Origin of the sequence: Janthinobacterium leeuwenhoeki, from assembly GCF_051380795.1 — a bacterium.
In the GTDB taxonomy this organism is placed as follows: Bacteria; Pseudomonadota; Gammaproteobacteria; order Burkholderiales; family Burkholderiaceae_D; genus Janthinobacterium.
On sequence record NZ_JBNYXT010000021.1, the window covers coordinates 40,194 to 56,944 of the forward strand.

General features: G+C 64.6%; 16 protein-coding genes. 11 read left to right on the forward strand and 5 right to left on the reverse strand.

What is annotated here, in order from left to right; all coding sequences use genetic code 11:
• Positions 1 to 16: 16 nt before the first annotated feature.
• Positions 17 to 1,009: an HDOD domain-containing protein gene (locus ACQ4WS_RS16605; RefSeq protein ID WP_436478018.1), complete on the reverse strand. Its 993-nt coding sequence runs from the start codon at positions 1,007 to 1,009 to the stop codon at positions 17 to 19.
• 163 nt (positions 1,010 to 1,172) lie between these two features.
• Here ACQ4WS_RS16605 and ACQ4WS_RS16610 point away from each other — a divergent pair, with 163 nt between their 5' ends.
• The 6 genes from ACQ4WS_RS16610 (at position 1,173) to fghA (ending at position 6,820) form a co-directional block, all read left to right on the forward strand.
• Positions 1,173 to 1,754, forward strand: a complete 582-nt coding sequence (locus ACQ4WS_RS16610; protein WP_436478020.1) for a DinB family protein — start codon at positions 1,173 to 1,175, stop codon at positions 1,752 to 1,754.
• A gap of 144 nt (positions 1,755 to 1,898) precedes the next feature.
• Positions 1,899 to 2,438 carry a GNAT family N-acetyltransferase gene (locus ACQ4WS_RS16615; RefSeq protein ID WP_436478022.1) on the forward strand — a complete coding sequence of 180 codons (540 nt, stop codon included), beginning with the start codon at positions 1,899 to 1,901 and terminating at the stop codon, positions 2,436 to 2,438.
• 145 nt (positions 2,439 to 2,583) lie between these two features.
• Positions 2,584 to 4,158, forward strand: coding sequence for an oleate hydratase (locus ACQ4WS_RS16620; protein WP_436478024.1), 1,575 nt, complete (start codon positions 2,584 to 2,586; stop codon positions 4,156 to 4,158).
• A gap of 152 nt (positions 4,159 to 4,310) precedes the next feature.
• On the forward strand, positions 4,311 to 4,982 hold the full coding sequence (gene lepB / locus ACQ4WS_RS16625) for a signal peptidase I (RefSeq protein ID WP_436478026.1): 672 nt from the start codon (positions 4,311 to 4,313) through the stop codon (positions 4,980 to 4,982).
• 48 nt (positions 4,983 to 5,030) lie between these two features.
• On the forward strand, positions 5,031 to 5,894 hold the full coding sequence (locus ACQ4WS_RS16630) for an NAD-dependent protein deacetylase (RefSeq protein ID WP_436478028.1): 864 nt from the start codon (positions 5,031 to 5,033) through the stop codon (positions 5,892 to 5,894).
• 56 nt (positions 5,895 to 5,950) lie between these two features.
• Positions 5,951 to 6,820, forward strand: coding sequence for an S-formylglutathione hydrolase (gene fghA, locus ACQ4WS_RS16635; RefSeq protein ID WP_436478030.1), 870 nt, complete (start codon positions 5,951 to 5,953; stop codon positions 6,818 to 6,820).
• Between the two features lie 18 nt (positions 6,821 to 6,838).
• Here the strand turns inward: fghA and ACQ4WS_RS16640 are convergent, their stop codons facing one another.
• The 4 genes from ACQ4WS_RS16640 to ACQ4WS_RS16655 all read right to left on the reverse strand — a co-directional run bounded on the left by ACQ4WS_RS16640 (position 6,839) and on the right by ACQ4WS_RS16655 (position 11,798).
• Positions 6,839 to 7,504: a dienelactone hydrolase family protein gene (locus ACQ4WS_RS16640; protein ID WP_436478032.1), complete on the reverse strand. Its 666-nt coding sequence runs from the start codon at positions 7,502 to 7,504 to the stop codon at positions 6,839 to 6,841.
• A 172-nt stretch (positions 7,505 to 7,676) separates the two neighbouring features.
• A complete protein-coding gene (locus ACQ4WS_RS16645) occupies positions 7,677 to 9,998 on the reverse strand; it encodes a xanthine dehydrogenase family protein molybdopterin-binding subunit (RefSeq protein WP_436478034.1) in 2,322 nt (773 codons plus the stop codon).
• Positions 9,991 to 10,458 (reverse strand): (2Fe-2S)-binding protein, encoded by a 468-nt coding sequence (locus tag ACQ4WS_RS16650; protein WP_436478036.1) that lies wholly within the window; start codon positions 10,456 to 10,458, stop codon positions 9,991 to 9,993. The genes ACQ4WS_RS16645 and ACQ4WS_RS16650 overlap by 8 nt, the downstream gene beginning before the upstream one ends.
• A gap of 41 nt (positions 10,459 to 10,499) precedes the next feature.
• Complete coding sequence (locus ACQ4WS_RS16655) at positions 10,500 to 11,798, reverse strand: cytochrome c (RefSeq protein ID WP_436478038.1); 1,299 nt, start codon at positions 11,796 to 11,798, stop codon at positions 10,500 to 10,502.
• A 188-nt stretch (positions 11,799 to 11,986) separates the two neighbouring features.
• Here ACQ4WS_RS16655 and ACQ4WS_RS16660 point away from each other — a divergent pair, with 188 nt between their 5' ends.
• The 5 genes from ACQ4WS_RS16660 to ACQ4WS_RS16680 all read left to right on the forward strand — a co-directional run bounded on the left by ACQ4WS_RS16660 (position 11,987) and on the right by ACQ4WS_RS16680 (position 16,698).
• Positions 11,987 to 13,639, forward strand: a complete 1,653-nt coding sequence (locus tag ACQ4WS_RS16660; protein WP_436478040.1) for a Na+/H+ antiporter — start codon at positions 11,987 to 11,989, stop codon at positions 13,637 to 13,639.
• A gap of 193 nt (positions 13,640 to 13,832) precedes the next feature.
• Positions 13,833 to 14,408 (forward strand): regulatory sequestration protein YfiR, encoded by a 576-nt coding sequence (gene yfiR / locus ACQ4WS_RS16665; protein ID WP_436478042.1) that lies wholly within the window; start codon positions 13,833 to 13,835, stop codon positions 14,406 to 14,408.
• Positions 14,405 to 15,676 carry a diguanylate cyclase DgcN/YfiN gene (dgcN, locus tag ACQ4WS_RS16670; RefSeq protein ID WP_436478044.1) on the forward strand — a complete coding sequence of 424 codons (1,272 nt, stop codon included), beginning with the start codon at positions 14,405 to 14,407 and terminating at the stop codon, positions 15,674 to 15,676. Before yfiR ends, dgcN begins: the two co-directional genes overlap by 4 nt.
• 16 nt (positions 15,677 to 15,692) lie before the next feature.
• Entirely contained in the window at positions 15,693 to 16,196 is a 504-nt protein-coding gene (yfiB, locus tag ACQ4WS_RS16675) for an outer membrane lipoprotein YfiB (RefSeq protein ID WP_436478046.1), read from the forward strand.
• A gap of 7 nt (positions 16,197 to 16,203) precedes the next feature.
• Positions 16,204 to 16,698 carry a gluconokinase gene (locus tag ACQ4WS_RS16680; RefSeq protein WP_436478048.1) on the forward strand — a complete coding sequence of 165 codons (495 nt, stop codon included), beginning with the start codon at positions 16,204 to 16,206 and terminating at the stop codon, positions 16,696 to 16,698.
• Positions 16,699 to 16,751 lie beyond the last annotated feature (53 nt).

The following is a 16,751-nucleotide window of genomic DNA, read 5'->3' on the forward strand; positions in this document are numbered from 1 at the left end:
CTGCATGCGGTTGGCATCAATCCTCGTCGTCGGCCAGTTTGTCAAACGCCAGCAGCGCGCCCTTGCCCAGCCCGGCCGTCACGAAGGGATCGTCGGCAGGAAAGCGGCCCGTATCGACCAGCATGCGCAGCTTGCTCAAGCGCTCGCCCAGCGCCAGCGCTTGCGCCTGCGGATCGGCATCAGCGTGGGCATCGATGCCCGCCTGCCCGATCGCATTGGTCACGGACGCAGGAAACTCCCATAATTCGGCGATCCGTACCGACAAGATACGTGCTTGCGCAAACACCTGGGCAATGAAGGCGTCCGATTGCGGAAAGGCATCGGGCGCATGCATCTGGTCGATCAGCCGGAACGCCACCACCAGGCCGACATTGGCCATCAGTCCCGCGAGATAGGCGTCGAAGGCGTTGGCCTGCATGGCCGGCGCGAGCAGGTTGGCCGCCAGCGCGCATTTCTCGGACTGGCGCCAGATCAGCGGCGCCGTGCGTATGGTCAGCCCACCGCTTTGCATGCTGACGATGGGACGGAAGGCGACGCGGGCGAGCAGCATGCGCATGCCGTTTTGCCCCAACAGCATGATGGCGCCTTCCATGTTGTTGATCGATGGACTGGCGTTGTAGCGCGAATGGTAGCAGGGCCGGTTCGCTTCGCGGTAGACCTCGGCGACCAGCAATACGTCCTGGGCCAGCTGGCGCGACAGCTCGGCTGCGCTCATGTTTTCATCTTGCAAGGTACGCATCAACTGCGGAATGATGGCCGGAATGCGCGGCACCAGCGCGGCGCCAGCGATCGGTTCACGGGCCAGGCGCGTCAATTCGTCCAAAATCTGCTGTTCGGCCTGCTCGGGAGCCTGCGCCGAACCGGCCGCCGCCAGCCAGCGGTAGTAGATGGCATCGATTTCGGTGATGGTGGCTGGCTGCCGTGTCATCTCGGGCACCGCCGCTGCCGTGACCGGCGCAGCCTTGTTTTTTTCGTCGCCGCCGTTCAGTAATTTTCCTATCCAACCCATTTTGCTATCCAAACCTTATATGCATCACTATCGCGACATCCGCTGCGCGATTTTACTTGATGATCGCTGCGCTGGTGCGGCTGGCGTGAGCGCTTTGTTCACCTGCAGCAACATGCTAAAGTGACACTGCATGCACCCTGCCATGCTCGACAAGCGACCCATCATGAACAATCCACTTGCGCACTACATCACCGGCCAGGCGTATAACAACGCCTGGGCCAACCACCGCCTGCTGAAAGCTTGCGGCGAACTGACCCAGGCCGAGTTTCAGGCCACGCGCGTCAGCTTTTTTCCTACCATCCAGTTCACCCTGAACCACATTTTGACGTGCGACTGGTTTTATCTCGATGCACTCGAACGCGAGCTGCGCGGTGCAGCGCCCCATCCAGATTGCTATATATTCTTTGAAAAGGACGAACCATTTGCCGACTGCGCCGCCCTGCACGCGGCACAGCGCGCATCGGACTTGCGCCTGATCGCCCATTGCCGCAGCCTGTGCGATGCGGACCTGGCGCGACCCGTGACGATACTGCGCGACACGCCGCAAGTCGACACGCGCCAGCGCCTGCTGGCACACCTGTTCCAGCACCAGATCCACCACCGTGGGCAAGTGCACGCCATGCTGGCCGGCACGCGCATCGCGCCGCCCCAGCTCGACGAGTTCTATTGCGCCGGCGAAGCGGACGAGCGGGCGCAGGATTTTGCGGAGCTGGGCTGGACAGAGGAAGATATGTTCTTCCAGTAGGGCCGTGTAGAAAGCGTAGGCGCGGGGAAAGGCGTTGCTGCCGAGGCAGATATGGGACAGCATGCTGCTCCTTCATGAATTCAGGCATGGGCGGCGAAATGCGCCAGATGATTATAATGGCGCATCGCTTTTCCACACGATCCCATGCCAGACCTCGACCGCCTTCAGTTGCTCCCGCCCTCCAACGCCGACCTTCCCGCCTTGCTGGCCTTCGAACTGGACAACCGCGCGTATTTTGAAAGCTGGGTCACGGCGCGCGCACCCTCCTATTATCGCCAGGAAGCCGTCGCCGCCGCCATCGAGCAGGCGCAGCGCGAGCGCCAGCAAGATCTCGCTTACCAGTATCTGGCCAAGCTGGACGGGCAAATCATCGGCAGGGTCAACCTGACAGCCGTCACGCGCCCCTACTTCAACAAGGCGACGCTCGGCTATCGCATCGGCGAACGGTTCGGCGGACGCGGCTACGCCACGCGCGTGGTGGCACTGCTGCTGGAAGAGGCCTTCGGCGCACTGGAACTGTGGCGCGTGGAGGCGACGGCGCGGCCGCAAAACCTGGGTTCGGTCGCCGTCATGCGGCGCAACGGCTTTCACCAGTATGGCCGTTCGGAAAAGGCCATGCGCTTCCAGGATGCCTGGTCGGACCTGCTGTACTTTGAACGGCGCAACGAGCACGCCTGCGCCTGAAAAAACCGAGCAACTGCTCTAGCAACTGCTCTATTAAGCAGGCAATCTCTAGCTGATGTTGTAGTATGGACAAATATGGCGCGACATCGGCCGTGTCGCTTGCCGGCCTTGCGCGCACGCGTATGCACTCACACTCGGGAAAAACATGCGCAACACAAACAAAAAAGCCTACCTCGTCGGCGGTGGCATCGGCTCGCTGGCTGCGGCCGCCTTCATGATACGCGACGGCGGCATGCAAGGCAGCAACATCACCATCTTCGAAGCGTCGCCCCTGACCGGGGGCAGCCTCGATGGCGGCGGCAATGCCGAAGATGGCTATACCCTGCGCGGCGGGCGCATGCTGACCACCGACAATTACGAGTGCACCTGGGACTTGTTCAAGAGCATCCCCTCGCTTGAGCATGTGGGCCAGAGCGTCTACGACGAAACCATCGCATTCAACGAACAGCATATTCCCCACTCGCGCGCGCGACTGGTCGACCGCAACCGCTTCAAGGTCGACGTCAGCAGCATGGGCTTTTCCATGCAGGACAGGCTGGAACTGCTGAAGCTGACGGAAGCGGACGAAGACACCCTGGGCAGCAGCGCCATCACGGACTGGCTCTCGCCCGAATTCTTCGACACCAAATTCTGGACCATGTGGGCCACCACCTTCGCCTTCCAGCCCTGGCACAGCGCCGTCGAGTTCAAGCGCTACCTGCACCGCTTCATGATGGAGTTTTCGCGCATCGAAACCCTGGCCGGCGTCAAGCGCACCGTCTACAACCAGTACGATTCGCTGGTGCGTCCCCTGGTCGCCTGGCTGCAGGCGCAAGGCGTCAACCTCATCATGGATTGCACGGTGACCGATATCGAGGTGCAAGAATCCGGCGGCCGCCTGAGCGCCACCGCCATTGCCTGCCAGCGGCGCGGCCTGAGCGATATGATTCCCGTCGCGGCCGACGACCTGGTGTTTTTCCAGAATGCCTCGATGACGGATGCCTACAGCTATGGCAGCATGCACAGCGCACCGGCCAAGCGCACGAAAAACGACAGCCATGGCTGGCGCCTGTGGGAAAAACTGGCCGAGGGCCGCCCGCAACTGGGACGTCCAGCCGCCTTCAACAGCAGCATCCCTGAATCGTACTGGGCCTCGTACACGGTCACCTTGAAAGACAGCGCCTTCTTTGACAGGATGGAGCAATTCACGGGCAACAGCGCGGGCACGGGCGGCCTCGTCACCTTCAAGGACAGCAACTGGTTCATGTCCATCGTGCTGGCGCACCAGCCCCATTTCGCCGGCCAGCCCGAGGGCGTGCAAGTATTCTGGGGCTATGCGCTGCACCCTGACCGCATCGGCAATTTCGTCGCCAAGCCCATGTCCGACTGCAGCGGCGAGGACATCCTGCGCGAGCTGTGCGGCCATCTGAACTTCGACCTCGACATCATGGCCACGGCCAACTGCATCCCCTGCCGCATGCCCTACATCACCAGCATGTTCATGCCCCGCGCGAAGAGCGACCGCCCGTTGCCCGTGCCGGCCAACTGCGTCAACCTGGCCTTCGTCAGCCAGTTCGTGGAAATCGCCGACGATGTCGTCTTCACCGTGGAATACTCGGTGCGTGCGGCGCAGACGGCCGTCTACCAGCTGCTCGGCGTACAGCGCGAAGTGCCGGCCATCCACGCGCACGACAAATCGCTGAAGGTCAAGCTGGACGCCGTCATCAAGGCCTTCAAATAGCCGCATTGCTGACGCTTGCGCGCAACAAAGACCGTGCTGCCGGTCGTGTGATTTAAGACTGGCTTCAGCCTCGCCGTGCATCGTGGATAGGGCGCCAGCAGCAATGGCGTTTCCCTTCACCATCACGGGCCCAGCCCAGCGAAAGAGCCGACATGAGCACATGGATGCGCGCCAATAAAGGTTTTTTGATGTTTCTGCTGTTGTTCGGCGTGTTCCGCACGGCCGTGGCGGACTGGAATCCCATACCGTCGGCGTCCATGCGCCCCAACCTGCTCGAAGGCGACGTGGTCTTCGTCAACCGCCTCGCCTTCAACCTGAAAGTGCCGCTCACCGATATCGTGCTGCAACGCCTGGGCGAACCGCAGCGGGGTGACATCGTCACATTTTCTTCGCCGAAAGACGGCACGCGATTGATCAAACGCATCATCGCCCTGCCCGGCGACACGGTGGAAATGCGCAATGAAGAGCTGGTCATCAATGGCCAGCCCGCCCGGTACACGGCGCTCGATACGGCGCCGGAAACCATCGCCCACCTGGGCCAGCTGACAGCGCAGCGCATCAGCGAGCGCAACGCGACCGAACAGCACCGCATCCAGCTCTTGCCGCAAATCGCGGGCGCGGCGCGCAGCTTTGCCCCCGTAACGGTGCCGGCCGACCATTTTATGATGCTGGGCGATAACCGCGACAACAGCGCCGACTCGCGCTATTTCGGCTTCGTGCCGCGCGCATTGCTGATTGGCAAGGCCGAGCGCATCCTCGTCTCGGCCAATATCGAGGAGCATTGGCAGCCGCGGCTGCAGCGTTTCGGCATGAAGCTGGAGTAAACACCCCCATTGCAACGGCGCCGCGCTTTTCGGTTAGCATGGCGCATCATGCAAAACTTTCCCTCCGCCAGCCTGCAAGCCGCCAGCGACGATCCTGCCTTCGATCAGCTGGCGCAGTTCCTGCAGCGCCATCCCGACGTGCTGCTGCTGACGGGCGCGGGCATCAGCACGGCGTCCGGCATTCCCGCTTACCGCGACACGGAAGGCGTGCGGCGCGGCAACGCGCCCGTGCAAGGCCCCGATTTTCGCCGCCAGGAAGCCGTGCGCCGCCGCTACTGGGCCCGCAGCATGGTAGGCTGGCCCACCCTGGCGCGCGCCATGCCGAATCCCGGCCACCTGGCCATCGCGCAACTGGCCCAGCGCCAGCACATTGGCGGCCTGGTCACGCAAAACGTGGATGGCCTGCATCAGCAGGCCGGCAGCCCAGCCGTCACGGAGTTGCACGGCAGCATACATGGCGTGGTGTGCCTCGATTGCCAGGCACGCCACACGCGCCGCCTGATCCAGGACATGCTGGAACGCGACAATCCGCACATGCTGGGCGCCACGGCCACGCCGGCGCCCGATGGCGACGCCTTGCTGGAGCCGTCGCAGCTGGCCACCTTCCACCTGCCCGTCTGCCCCCGCTGCGGCGGCACCCTGCAGCCGGACGTGGTGTTCTTTGGCGATGGCGTACCCTCCGCCTGCGCGGCCGAGGCCGAGCGCAAGCTGATGGAGGCCAGCGCGCTGCTGGTAGTCGGCTCGTCCGTGATGGTGTATTCCAGCTTTCGCCTGTGCCGCATGGCGGCCGAGACGGGCAAGCCCGTGGCCGCCATCAACATGGGCAAGACGCGCGCCGACCATTTGCTGGCATTCAAGACCGATGCGCCGGCACAGGACATCTTGCCAGCATTAGCGGCCATGCTGGGCTGATCCCGGCTCAGCGGTGCGCCGCTCTGGCTATACTATGATATTAACGAGGAGAATTCATGCTGGAACTGTTGAGTGAACACGCCTGTTTTGGCGGTGTACAACGCTTTTATCGCCACGACGCGCAAGCCATCGGCTTGCCCATGCGTTTTTCGGCCTTCATTCCCGACACGGCGCCAGGCGCCACCGTCAGCATCAAGCGCCCCGCCCTGTTTTACCTGGCTGGCCTGACGTGCACGGAAGAAACCTTCATGATCAAGGGCGGCGCGCAGCGCGTGGCGGCCGAGGAAGGCTTGATCCTGATCGCGCCCGACACCAGCCCGCGTGGCGCGAACATCGCGGGCGAGACGGATGCCTGGGATTTCGGCGCGGGGGCCGGATTTTATGTCGATGCGACCGAAGCGCCGTGGAGCAACCACTACCGCATGTACAGCTACCTCCTGGAACTGCGCGCGCTGCTGGAACAGGAACTGGCGATCGATGCGCAACGCACGGGTATTTTCGGCCACTCGATGGGCGGCCATGGCGCGCTGGTGCTGGCCTTGCGCAATCCTGACCTGTTCCGCTCGGTGTCCGCCTTCGCCCCCATCGCCGCACCGAGCCAATGTCCGTGGGGCAAGAAAGCGTTTATGGGCTACCTGGGCAGCGATGAAGCCAGCTGGCAGCAGTACGACGCCAGCGCGCTGATGCGCGGCCTGCAGGGCCAGGGGCCACTGTTCCCCGAAGGCATCTTGATCGACCAGGGCCTGTCCGACAAGTTCTTGCCCGAGCAACTGTACCCCGAGGTCTTCGAAGCGGCGTGCCGCGACGCCGGCCAGCCATTGCAGTTGCGCCGCCATGCCGGCTATGACCACGGCTATTACTTCATCGCCAGCTTCATGGAAGAGCATGTACGCTTCCATGCGAAGAACTTGCGCGCCGTGGCCTGACGCCCTTGCCTGATTGAGCTATTGCGCCGTGCTGGTATGCCCGTTGAAATGGCGCGTGTACCAGTCCGTGGCCAGCAAGGCGGCTTGGTGGCGCGCGTCGGGCCCGCCAGGGGCGGCGATCTGTTCCAGTTGTTTGTCGCAGCGCAAGGTGGCGAAAGCCATGCGGTTCAGGCCGGCCACGTCGGGGTCGCGCCCGCCCACGATCAGCAAGGATGGCACGCGCACGTTTTCCAGCGCCGCCTTGCCCGCCATTTCCACCTGGCCATCGCAGACGGCCAGCGCGGCGATTTCCGCACTGCGCCAGGCCGCAAGTTGCATGACGACGGCCGCGCTGCTGCCATAGCCATACAGGCCGCAGGGCAAGCGCCGCGTGGAGGCGTCGACCTGCAGCCAGCCGAGGGCTTTTTCCAGCTGGCGCGCCAGCAGCACGATATCGCTGCGCACGAAATACGCGTGGCCATTGCTGCCGCCGCCGGGTCCGACACCGCCCTGGTCGAAACGCAGGGTGGCGATGCCCGCTCGCAAAAAATCCTGGGAGGTAGCATGGCTGGAGGCGCCCAGGTAATCACTGTCGGCCCCCGCGCCGTGGGCAAACAGGACGATGCCCACGGGTCGCTCGGGCATTTCAAGCACGCCGTCCATTTGAAGTTCATCGGCCGTGATGCTGACAAATTGTTCTTGCATGGCTGCCTCCGCTATCGAGCTGAAATCGGGCTGACATCAAGCGTGAAATCACGCTGCTATTGCGCTGCTATTGCCGGACCGGGCGCCGCCTGCGCGCCCTGAGCGGCACTCCTCAGTGTAGCAGCCTGCGTCCGTTCACGCGCGGCGCACGTCATTTTGCCACGCGTCCGCATCAGACGGCGCCGTGCCGGTCCAGCCCCTTCAGCACGGCTTCCGGGCGGATCGGCAAATGCCGCACGCGCGAAGCCACGGCGGCGAAGATGGCGTTGCCGATCGCCGGCGCCACGGCCGTCGTGGGCGGCTCGCCCATGCCCGTCGAAGTTGCCGCACTAGCAAGGAATTCAATGTCGAGCTCGGGCACGTCGGCCATGCGCAGGGGCGTGTAGGTATTCAGATTGGTATCCTTCACTTCGCCATTCAGGAAAGCCGTGCCTTCATGCAAGGCCATGCTCACGCCCCACAATGCGCCCCCTTCCGCCTGCGCCAGCGCGCCATCCGGGTCGACGATGCTACCCGCGTCGATCACCATGAACAGTTTTTCGACTTTCACCATGCAAGTGCTGCGGTCCACCTTGACGCGGGCGACGCAGGCCGTCCAGGTGGGCATGTCGCGTTCCTGGCCGAACGTGGCGGCGATGCCCAGGCCCGTGTCGGGCGGCATGGCCGTGCCCCAGCCGGCCTTGTCCGCCACCCGCCGCAGCACGTGGGCCAGGCGCGCGGCACCGCCGACGGCGTTCGGCGCGCTGCCCGCGTTGCGCCCCGTGCCCTGCAGCAGCGACAAACGGAAGGCCAGCGGATCGACCTTGGCCGCCTGCGCCGCCTCGTCCATAAAACTTTCCACAGCCCAATTCGTCCAGCCGGGGCCCACGGAGCGCAGCCAGCCGGGGCGGAAACTGCTGTTGGCCAGGTCGTTCGACACGGCCCGCACGCGCTGCGCGCCCACCGTGTACCAATGGTCGGCGCCGGCGATGGCGAACGGGTCATACGGATGACCCTGCTTATTCTTGGCCAGGAAGGCGGGTATCATCGCTTGCGTGGGCCAGCCCGCGCTGGCCTCGTGCACCATCGCCGACACCTTGCCGGCATCGTCGAAGGCCATGCGCACATGCTGCACGGATGGCGAACGGGGCGAATCGAAACGGGCATCATCGGCCCGCGTGCAAATCATCTTGACGGGGCGCCCCACGGCTTGCGCCGCCAGCGCGGCCGGCACGCAATAATCGCCATTCAAACGCCGCCCGAAGCCGCCGCCCAGCAGATAGGTATGCAGCATCACCTTGCTCTCCGGCACCTGCAAGGCCTGCGCCAGCACAGGCAGGATCAACGATTGCCACTGGTTGCCCGCATGAATATGCCAGACGCCATCGATTTCCTGCGCCAGCGCATTCACCGGTTCCAGCTGGAAATGCAGCACGGTGCTGGTCGTGTAGTGGCGTTCCAGTTGCAGGCTGGCATCCTTGAAAGCTTGCTCCACGCCATCATCATCGACTACGCGAGCACCCAGGCTGGCATCGGCCAGCTGTTTGGTGGCGTAGTTGACGATATCCTGCTCCGCCACGTGGGCCGCCGCGCCAGCCCGCCATTTCACCTGCACCAGATCGGCGGCGCGCATGGCGGCCGCATACGTCTCGGCCACCACCATGACCCAGCCGGGCACCGTGCCGCTGGGATCGTGCAAGGCGAACGAACGCAGGTAGCCCTTGACCTCTTTCGCCGCCGTATCATCGATGGACACCACCTTGGCACCGTAGCGCGTGGGCGGAATCTTCGGGCGCGCAAACAGCATGCCCTCGACTTCTGCATCGATGCCGTACACGGCCGTGCCATTGAGTTTCGCGGGAATGTCGAGCGCCTGCACAGGCTGGCCGATCAGGCTGCGCTGCGATGGCGTTTTCAGCACGATGGCCTGCAATTGCTCGGGCGTGTACTGGCGCGCCAGTTTGCCACGGCGCACGATGTCGCCATAGGCAATCGAGCGCCCCCGGCCATGCACGACGCCCAGTCTGGCGTGGCAGGCCGATACGGGCACGCGCAGCAGGCGCGCGCCCTCTTCGACCAGCGCGAGGCGCCCGGCCGCGCCGGCGCGGCTGAGGGGGTCGAAATTCTGCCAGACGGACCAGCTGCCGCCCGTCACCATCAAGCCCCATTTCGGGTCCGTGTCCACGTAATGCAGGCGTACCTTGCTCCAGTCCGCCTCCAGCTCCTCGGCAACGATGCGCGCCAGGGCCGTGCCGATATGCTGGCCCATTTCCGCCTTGGCGATGTTGACGGTGACGATGCCGTCGCGGCCGATCTGGAACCAGATGCTGGGGTCGAACACGGGCGCAGTGGCAGACTTGGCGGGCGGCGCGGGCGCCACCTTGCCGGCAGCCAATGAGCTGTCGGCGCGCAAGAAGGCCAGGGTAAAACCCGCGCCGGCGGCGGCGATCAGGAAACCGCGCCGCCCCAGCGCGGGGGCACGCGCACTGTTAGTTTCTTTTGGCAACTTAAACACCGGGCGCCTCCTGCATGCCGGCCGCCAGCTTGATGGCCTTGCGAATGCGCACATACGCCATGCAGCGGCACAGGTTGCCGCTCATGACGGCATCGATATTCGCATCCGTCGGCTGGGGATAGTCGCGCAACAAGGTCGCCGCCTGCATGATCTGGCCCGACTGGCAATAGCCGCACTGCGGTGCCTGCGTGGCGACCCAGGCCCGCTGCAGAGGATGCGTGCCGTCCGGCGAGAGGCCTTCGATGGTGGTGATGGCGCAACCGGTGACGGCGGCAATCGGCGTGATGCACGAGCGCATGGCGCGGCCATCCACGTGCACGGTGCAGGCGCCGCACATGCCGATGCCGCAGCCAAACTTCGTGCCTTTTAAATGCGCTTCGTCGCGCAGCACCCACAGCAGGGGCGTCTCGGCGTCGGCCTCGGTGCCGAAGGGCTGGCCATTCACAATAAGGTTATACATAAATGTTATACATGAGCATTGCACATAAGAAACTTCAAGAATTACTTGCCGGCACGCGCGCGCGCCACGGCCGCTTCCAGGTTCGTCCAGGCCGGCTGGGGGCTGCGGCTGCGGCGCAAATAGGCGGCCAGCTGGGCCACGTCGTTGTCCGTCAGCGAGGCGGCAAAACCGGGCATCAGCACGCCAGGCATCGCCTCGTCCTTGCTGATGCCGTGCAATATCACCTGGATCAGGTTGGCGGGATCGGGCGCGCTGACGGCGCTATTCAGGCTCAGTTCCGGACGCAGAGCCACGGGGCGGCCATCGCTGTTCGAGTGACACGATGCACAAGCGGCCACGTACAGGCTGGCGCCACGGTCGTTGTCGACCAGGCTGACGCGCTGCGAGCGGGCGATGCCGGCTTGCACCACGGTATCGGTATCGACCTGGCGTTGCCCGACTGCGGCCAGGCCGGCAAAATAGACGGATAGCGCGCGGATATCGCTATCGGGCGAAGCGCCCATGCCTTCGTGCACGACGGCCGACATGGGCCCTGCCGCCACGCCGTGCAAGACCGTCGCCCCCGTGCGCAAAAAAGCGTACAGCTCGTCCTGCGTCCACGGCAGGGGTGCCGTGTTGGCGCTGGTCAAGGACGGCGCATACCAATGGTCGATGGACGCGCCCAGATAGGATGAGCCGGCAAGCTCGGCGCCCAGCGCATTGCGCGGCGTGTGGCAGGCGGCGCAATGCGCCAGCCCCTCGGCCAGGTAGCGGCCCCGGTTCCAGTCCAGGCCTTGCGCAGTATCCATTTGATAGCTGGCCGGCTTGAAAAACAGCAGCTTCCAGCCCGCCTGCAAGGGGCGCAGGTTCAGGGGGAAAGGCAGGCTGTTGGCGGGCGCCACCGCATACACGGGCGGGCGCGTCATGACATACGCGTACAAGGCCGTCAGGTCGGCGTCCGAGACGAGGTTGAAATGGGTGTACGGAAAGACGGGATACAAATGCGCGCCATCGCGGCCCACGCCTTCGCGCATGGCCCGCTGGAAGGCGGCCAGCGACCAGCGGCCGATGCCCGTTTGCCGGTCGGGCGTGATATTCGTCGCGTAGATCGTGCCGAACGGCGTAGCCAGGCCGTGGCCGCCCGCGTAGTCGGCGCCGCCCCTGGCCGTATGGCAGGCGGCGCAATTGCCCATGCCGGCCAGGATGCGGCCCTGCTCCACCACTTGCGGGGAAAATGCCGTGGCGGCAGGCGGATCGATGGGTGCCAGCGCGGGGCGCCAATAATACAGATACGCGGCCAGGGCCGCCACGATGAGCAATGCCAGCGACAGCAGCAGGCCGGTGAAGATTTTCTTGAGCAAAACAGGAATCCGGTAAAAGGCTAGGCACGCGTGCCGCGCACGGACGGCGGCGACAGCGCCGATGGTGACAACGACAGGTACAATCTTACCGCGATTGTGACTTATTGTATGTACGCAATGACACGCAGGCGCTGCCGGCAGGCGGGCTGCGCCTTATAATCAGCGTTTCAGCACGCCGCCGCTCCTTCATGCATACCGTTACCATCATCCTCATCCTCGTGTTGACCGTCGTCCTGTGCGGCTTTCTCGCCCGCTCGCGCTGGGTCAAGCTGCCGCTGCCCCTGATCCAGATCGCCGGCGGCACGGGATTGGCCCTGTTTGGCGTGCAAGTGCCGCTCGATCCCGACATTTTCTTCCTGCTCTTCATCCCGCCGCTGCTGTTTCTCGATGGCTGGCGCATCCCCAAGGGCGCCTTCTTTTCCGACGCGCGCTCGATCCTGATGCTGGCCATCGGCCTGGTGCTGTTTACCGTGCTGGGCATGGGTTTCTTCATCGACTGGCTGATTCCCAGCGTACCGCTGGCCGTCGCCTTCGCGCTGGGCGCCATCCTCTCGCCGACGGACCCCGTGGCCGTGTCGGCGATTGCCGCCGGCAATCCCATCCCGCCGCGCCTGATGCACATTCTCGAAGGCGAATCCTTGCTCAACGACGCTTCGGGCCTGGTCTGCTTCACCTTTGCCGTGGGCGCCATGATGACGGGCGGCTTTTCCATCGGCGCCGCCTCGCTGAGTTTCCTGCAGGAAGCGGGCGGCGGCATCATCATCGGCCTGGCCATCTCGTGGGGCGTGGGCCTGGCAAATAAATGGCTGGTAAGCAAGGTCGGCGAAGAGCCGGGCCTGCAAATCCTCATCAGCACCCTGATCCCGTTTGCCGCCTACCTTGGCGCCGAGCAAATCCACGGTTCCGGCATCCTGGCCGCCGCCACGGCGGGCGTGTCCATGCATTACGCCGATCTGATCGGCCGCCCGCTGGCCGCCACGCGCACCCAGCGCAAGGCCGTGTGGGATACAATACAACTGGTCTTGAATGGCGTGATCTTCGTGATGCTGGGCGCGCAACTGCCCACCACGGTTGCCGGCTTGCCCGCCGCTTCCATGGAAGTGGGCGCCGGCAGCGCCTGGAAACTGCCCCTGTTCGTCGTCGCCATCACGGTGGGGCTGACCTTCATGCGCTTCCTCTGGGTCTTCATCTCGATGAAACTGACCCTGTTCAAGCACCACAAGAAAGTGGCGGGCGAATCGAAGGACGCGGCGCTGCTGGCCCGCCCCAGCCTGCGCCTGTTGCTGGTGGCGTCGTTTGCGGGCGTGCGCGGCGCGCTGACCCTGGCCGGCATCCTGACCCTGCCCTTGTTCTTGCCCGACGGCACGCGTTTCCCCGCGCGCGACCTCGTCATTTTCCTGGCCATGGGTGTTATTTTGCTGTCGCTGCTGCTGGCCAGCGTCACCTTGCCCCTGCTGACCAAGGGCCTGGTGTTCGCGCCGCCCGCGCGCCGTTCGACGGAAGAGCGCAATGCCCGCGCCGCAGCCGCCGAGGCGGCCATCGCGCGGCTGGAGAAGGTGTGCGAAGGCATCGACAAGAATGACAAGCAGCAAGTCGTCACCGAGGCGGCCAACCGCCTGATCGAAGCCTACCAGCGCCGCCTCGCGTATGGCGAAAGCAGCAACGACGAAGCGATGCGGCTGCAGGAACTGGCCAGGACCGAACGCGCGCTACGCCTGGAAGCGCTGAATGCGGAGCGGGACGAACTGTTCCGCCGCCGCATCTCGGGCGAACTGGATGACACCATCCACTTGCGCCTGCTGCGCGAAATCGATTTGCTGGAAGCGACATTGGAAGAATAGCAACACTCTGGCGCGCCACGGCAGTGTTGACAAGAAATTCTCATGGTAAAGAACGCAAGTTTTCACATTCGTGTTTATAATGCAAGGTTATGGCATAGCGCCGTGATTTACTTTCAACAGGGACTTCCGTACAGTCTGTGTTGCTGAGTAACTATTTGAATAGCCATCCGACCTGCATAAAGACACCGACGCCGTGCCCTCCTTCCCCCGCCACCGGCAGCGCCCCGCGCCGCCCGCCCTGCTGACCTCGCTGTTGGCCTGGCTGCTCGCCTGCACGGCGCTGGCGCCGTGCGCGTGGGCGCAAACGGGCGCGGCGGCAGACGCCAGGCGTCCCGCCGAGGTGGCCCAGGTCTTGTTTGGCATCATCAGTTATGTGCGCTGGCCCGTGGCGCGCCAGGAAGTGCGCGTCTGCATACTCGGTACGCCCCGCTACGGCGCGGCCATCGTCGACACGCCCGCCTCCATCCTGGGCCAGCGTATCCGCGTAAAAGTTCCGGCGGCGCCAGCCGCTGTCAGCGAATGCGACGTCGTCTACATGGGCAGCCTGCCCGAGGGCGAACGCGAGCATCTGCTGGCGCAGATCATCGGCAAGCCGATTTTATCGGTCGCCGAACCCGGCACGTCCTGCGCCGTGGGCACCATGTTCTGTCTGCGCCTGAACGAGCCGCAGATCGGTTTTGATGTCAACCTCGACGCCATCGCCCGCAGCGGCTTGCGCGTGCATCCGAACGCCTTGCAAATTGCACGTCGCAAGGGACCGCCGCCATGAGCGCCCGAAAAAGCAATAAGCTTGCCCGCCAGCCCCGCCCCACGCTCGACAGCGTGCTGCGGCGCGCCCACCTGAGCGTGTCGCTGATCGCCGTGCTGGCCGCTGGCCTGACCCTGACGGCCGTGGCGCTGCTGGCGCTGCGCGTGTATTCGGACCAGAATCTGCGCCTGGTGGCACGTTCGATGAGCTACACGGTGGAGGGAGCCGTCGTCTTTAACGACTCCGGGGTCGCCAAAGAAGCGCTGGCGCTGATCGGCGTCAATGAAGATATCGACCAGGCGCAGGTGAGCAACAAGGCCGGCAAGGTGCTGGCCCGCTGGGAACGGGGCGAACATGGCACGCGCTACTATATCGAACGCGCGCTGACGGGCTGGATGCTGCCCGATTCGCTGACCTTCCCCGTCACGCGCAATGAACAGGCCATCGGCAGCATCACCTTGGTGCCGCATAGCCGCAGCCTGCTGCCCTTCCTGCTCAGCGGCCTGGCCTGTTTGCTGGCTTGCCTGGTGCTCAGCCTGGTCGTCGCCGTGCGCCTGTCGCGCCGCATGGAAACGGAGATCACGTCGCCCCTGCGCCACCTGGCGGAAACGGCCCATCGCGTGCGCCGCGACCGCTCGTTCGAACTGCGCGTGCCGCCGGCCAATATCGCCGAACTGAACCAGATCAATGACGACTTCAACGCCCTGCTCGACGAACTGGAAGCATGGCAAAGCCATCTGCAAAAGGAACACGCCTCGCTGTCGCACCGCGCCAATCACGACAGTCTGACGGGCCTGTCGAACCGCGCCTTCATGGAAGCGGAACTGGAACGCGCCATCCTCGAAGCGCGGGTCAGTAATGGCAAGGTGGCCGTGCTATTTCTCGACAGCGACCGTTTTAAATACATCAACGACACCTTCGGCCATGCCTCGGGCGACCGCGTGCTGGTGACGATCGCGGCCCGCATCAAGCAGCAATTGCGCGAAGGCGACCTGGTGGCGCGCCTGGGCGGCGACGAATTCGCCATCCTGCTCAAGCCGCTGCGCAACAGCAGCGATGCCGTGCACATCGCCGACAACATCATCGCCGCCATGGCGCAAGCCATTGAACTGCCTACCGGCAACAGCATCGTCAGCTCGCTGACCATCGGCGTGGCCGTCTTCCCCGATCACGCCATCGACGCCGTCTCGCTGGTCGGCGCGGCGGACGAAGCCATGTACCGCGCCAAACAGGCGCAACGCGGCACGCGCCAGGTGGCGCGCTTGCCACAACCCCATACTCACCCCTGAACCAAGGAGCAACACCATGCAATTTATCTACAAGCAATTACGCCGCGGCTTCCTCGGTCTGTTGATGCTGGGCCTGCTGGCCGCCTGCCAAAGCACGCCAGAGACAAAACCGCTGTTCAACGCCGAACAAGTCGCCATCTTGAAGGAACAGGGCTTCAACCAGACCGACGAAGGCTGGGAGCTCAGCTTTACCGACAAGCTGCTGTTCGAATTCGACGCCGCCAAGCTGATCCCGCCCAGCCGCAACGCCATCCAGAAAATCAGCGCCGCCCTGCTGAAAGTGGGCATTACCCACATGCGCGTGGAAGGCCATACGGATAACGAAGGCACGGAAGCGTACAACAACAAGCTGTCGCTGGCGCGCGCCAACGCGGTGGCCGACGCCATGAGCGTATCGGGTATTCCTCGCGACAATATCTCCGTCAAGGGCCTGGGCATGAGCAAGCCCGTCGCCTCGAACGCCAGCAAGGCGGGCAAGGCGGAAAACCGCCGCGTCACCGTCATCGTCTCGGCGCCTTGAGGCGGGCGTGCCGGCCGCGCGCTGGGTCGTGATGGGCGTGTCCGGCTGCGGCAAGAGCGCCGTCGGCAGCCTGCTGGCCGACGCCTTGCACCTGCCTTACGTGGAAGGCGACGACGTGCATTCCCCGGAAAACGTGGCCAAGATGGCCGCCGGCACCCCCCTCGACGATGCCGACCGGGCCGGCTGGCTGGCCGCCCTGCGCGAGCGCATCGCCATGGCCCGCGCCCAGGGCAGCGGCCTGGTGGTATCCTGCTCGGCCCTGAAACGCGCTTACCGCGACCTGCTGCGCACAGGCGACCCGGCCCTGCGCTTTGTCCACCTGGACGGCCCGCGCGCTGTGCTGGAAAGCCGTTTGCAGCGCCCCGGTCATTTCATGCCGCCCAGCCTGCTCGACAGCCAGCTGGCCACCCTGCAGCCTCTACAGCTGGACGAGGCCGGCATCGTGCTCGACATTCGCCAGCCCTTGGCCGTGCTGCTCGAACAGATCCTGCAAGCGCCCTGACAGGCGCGCGGCTGGACAGCCCGCGCGCCCCTGTGTAGACTGGCGCGCACTTT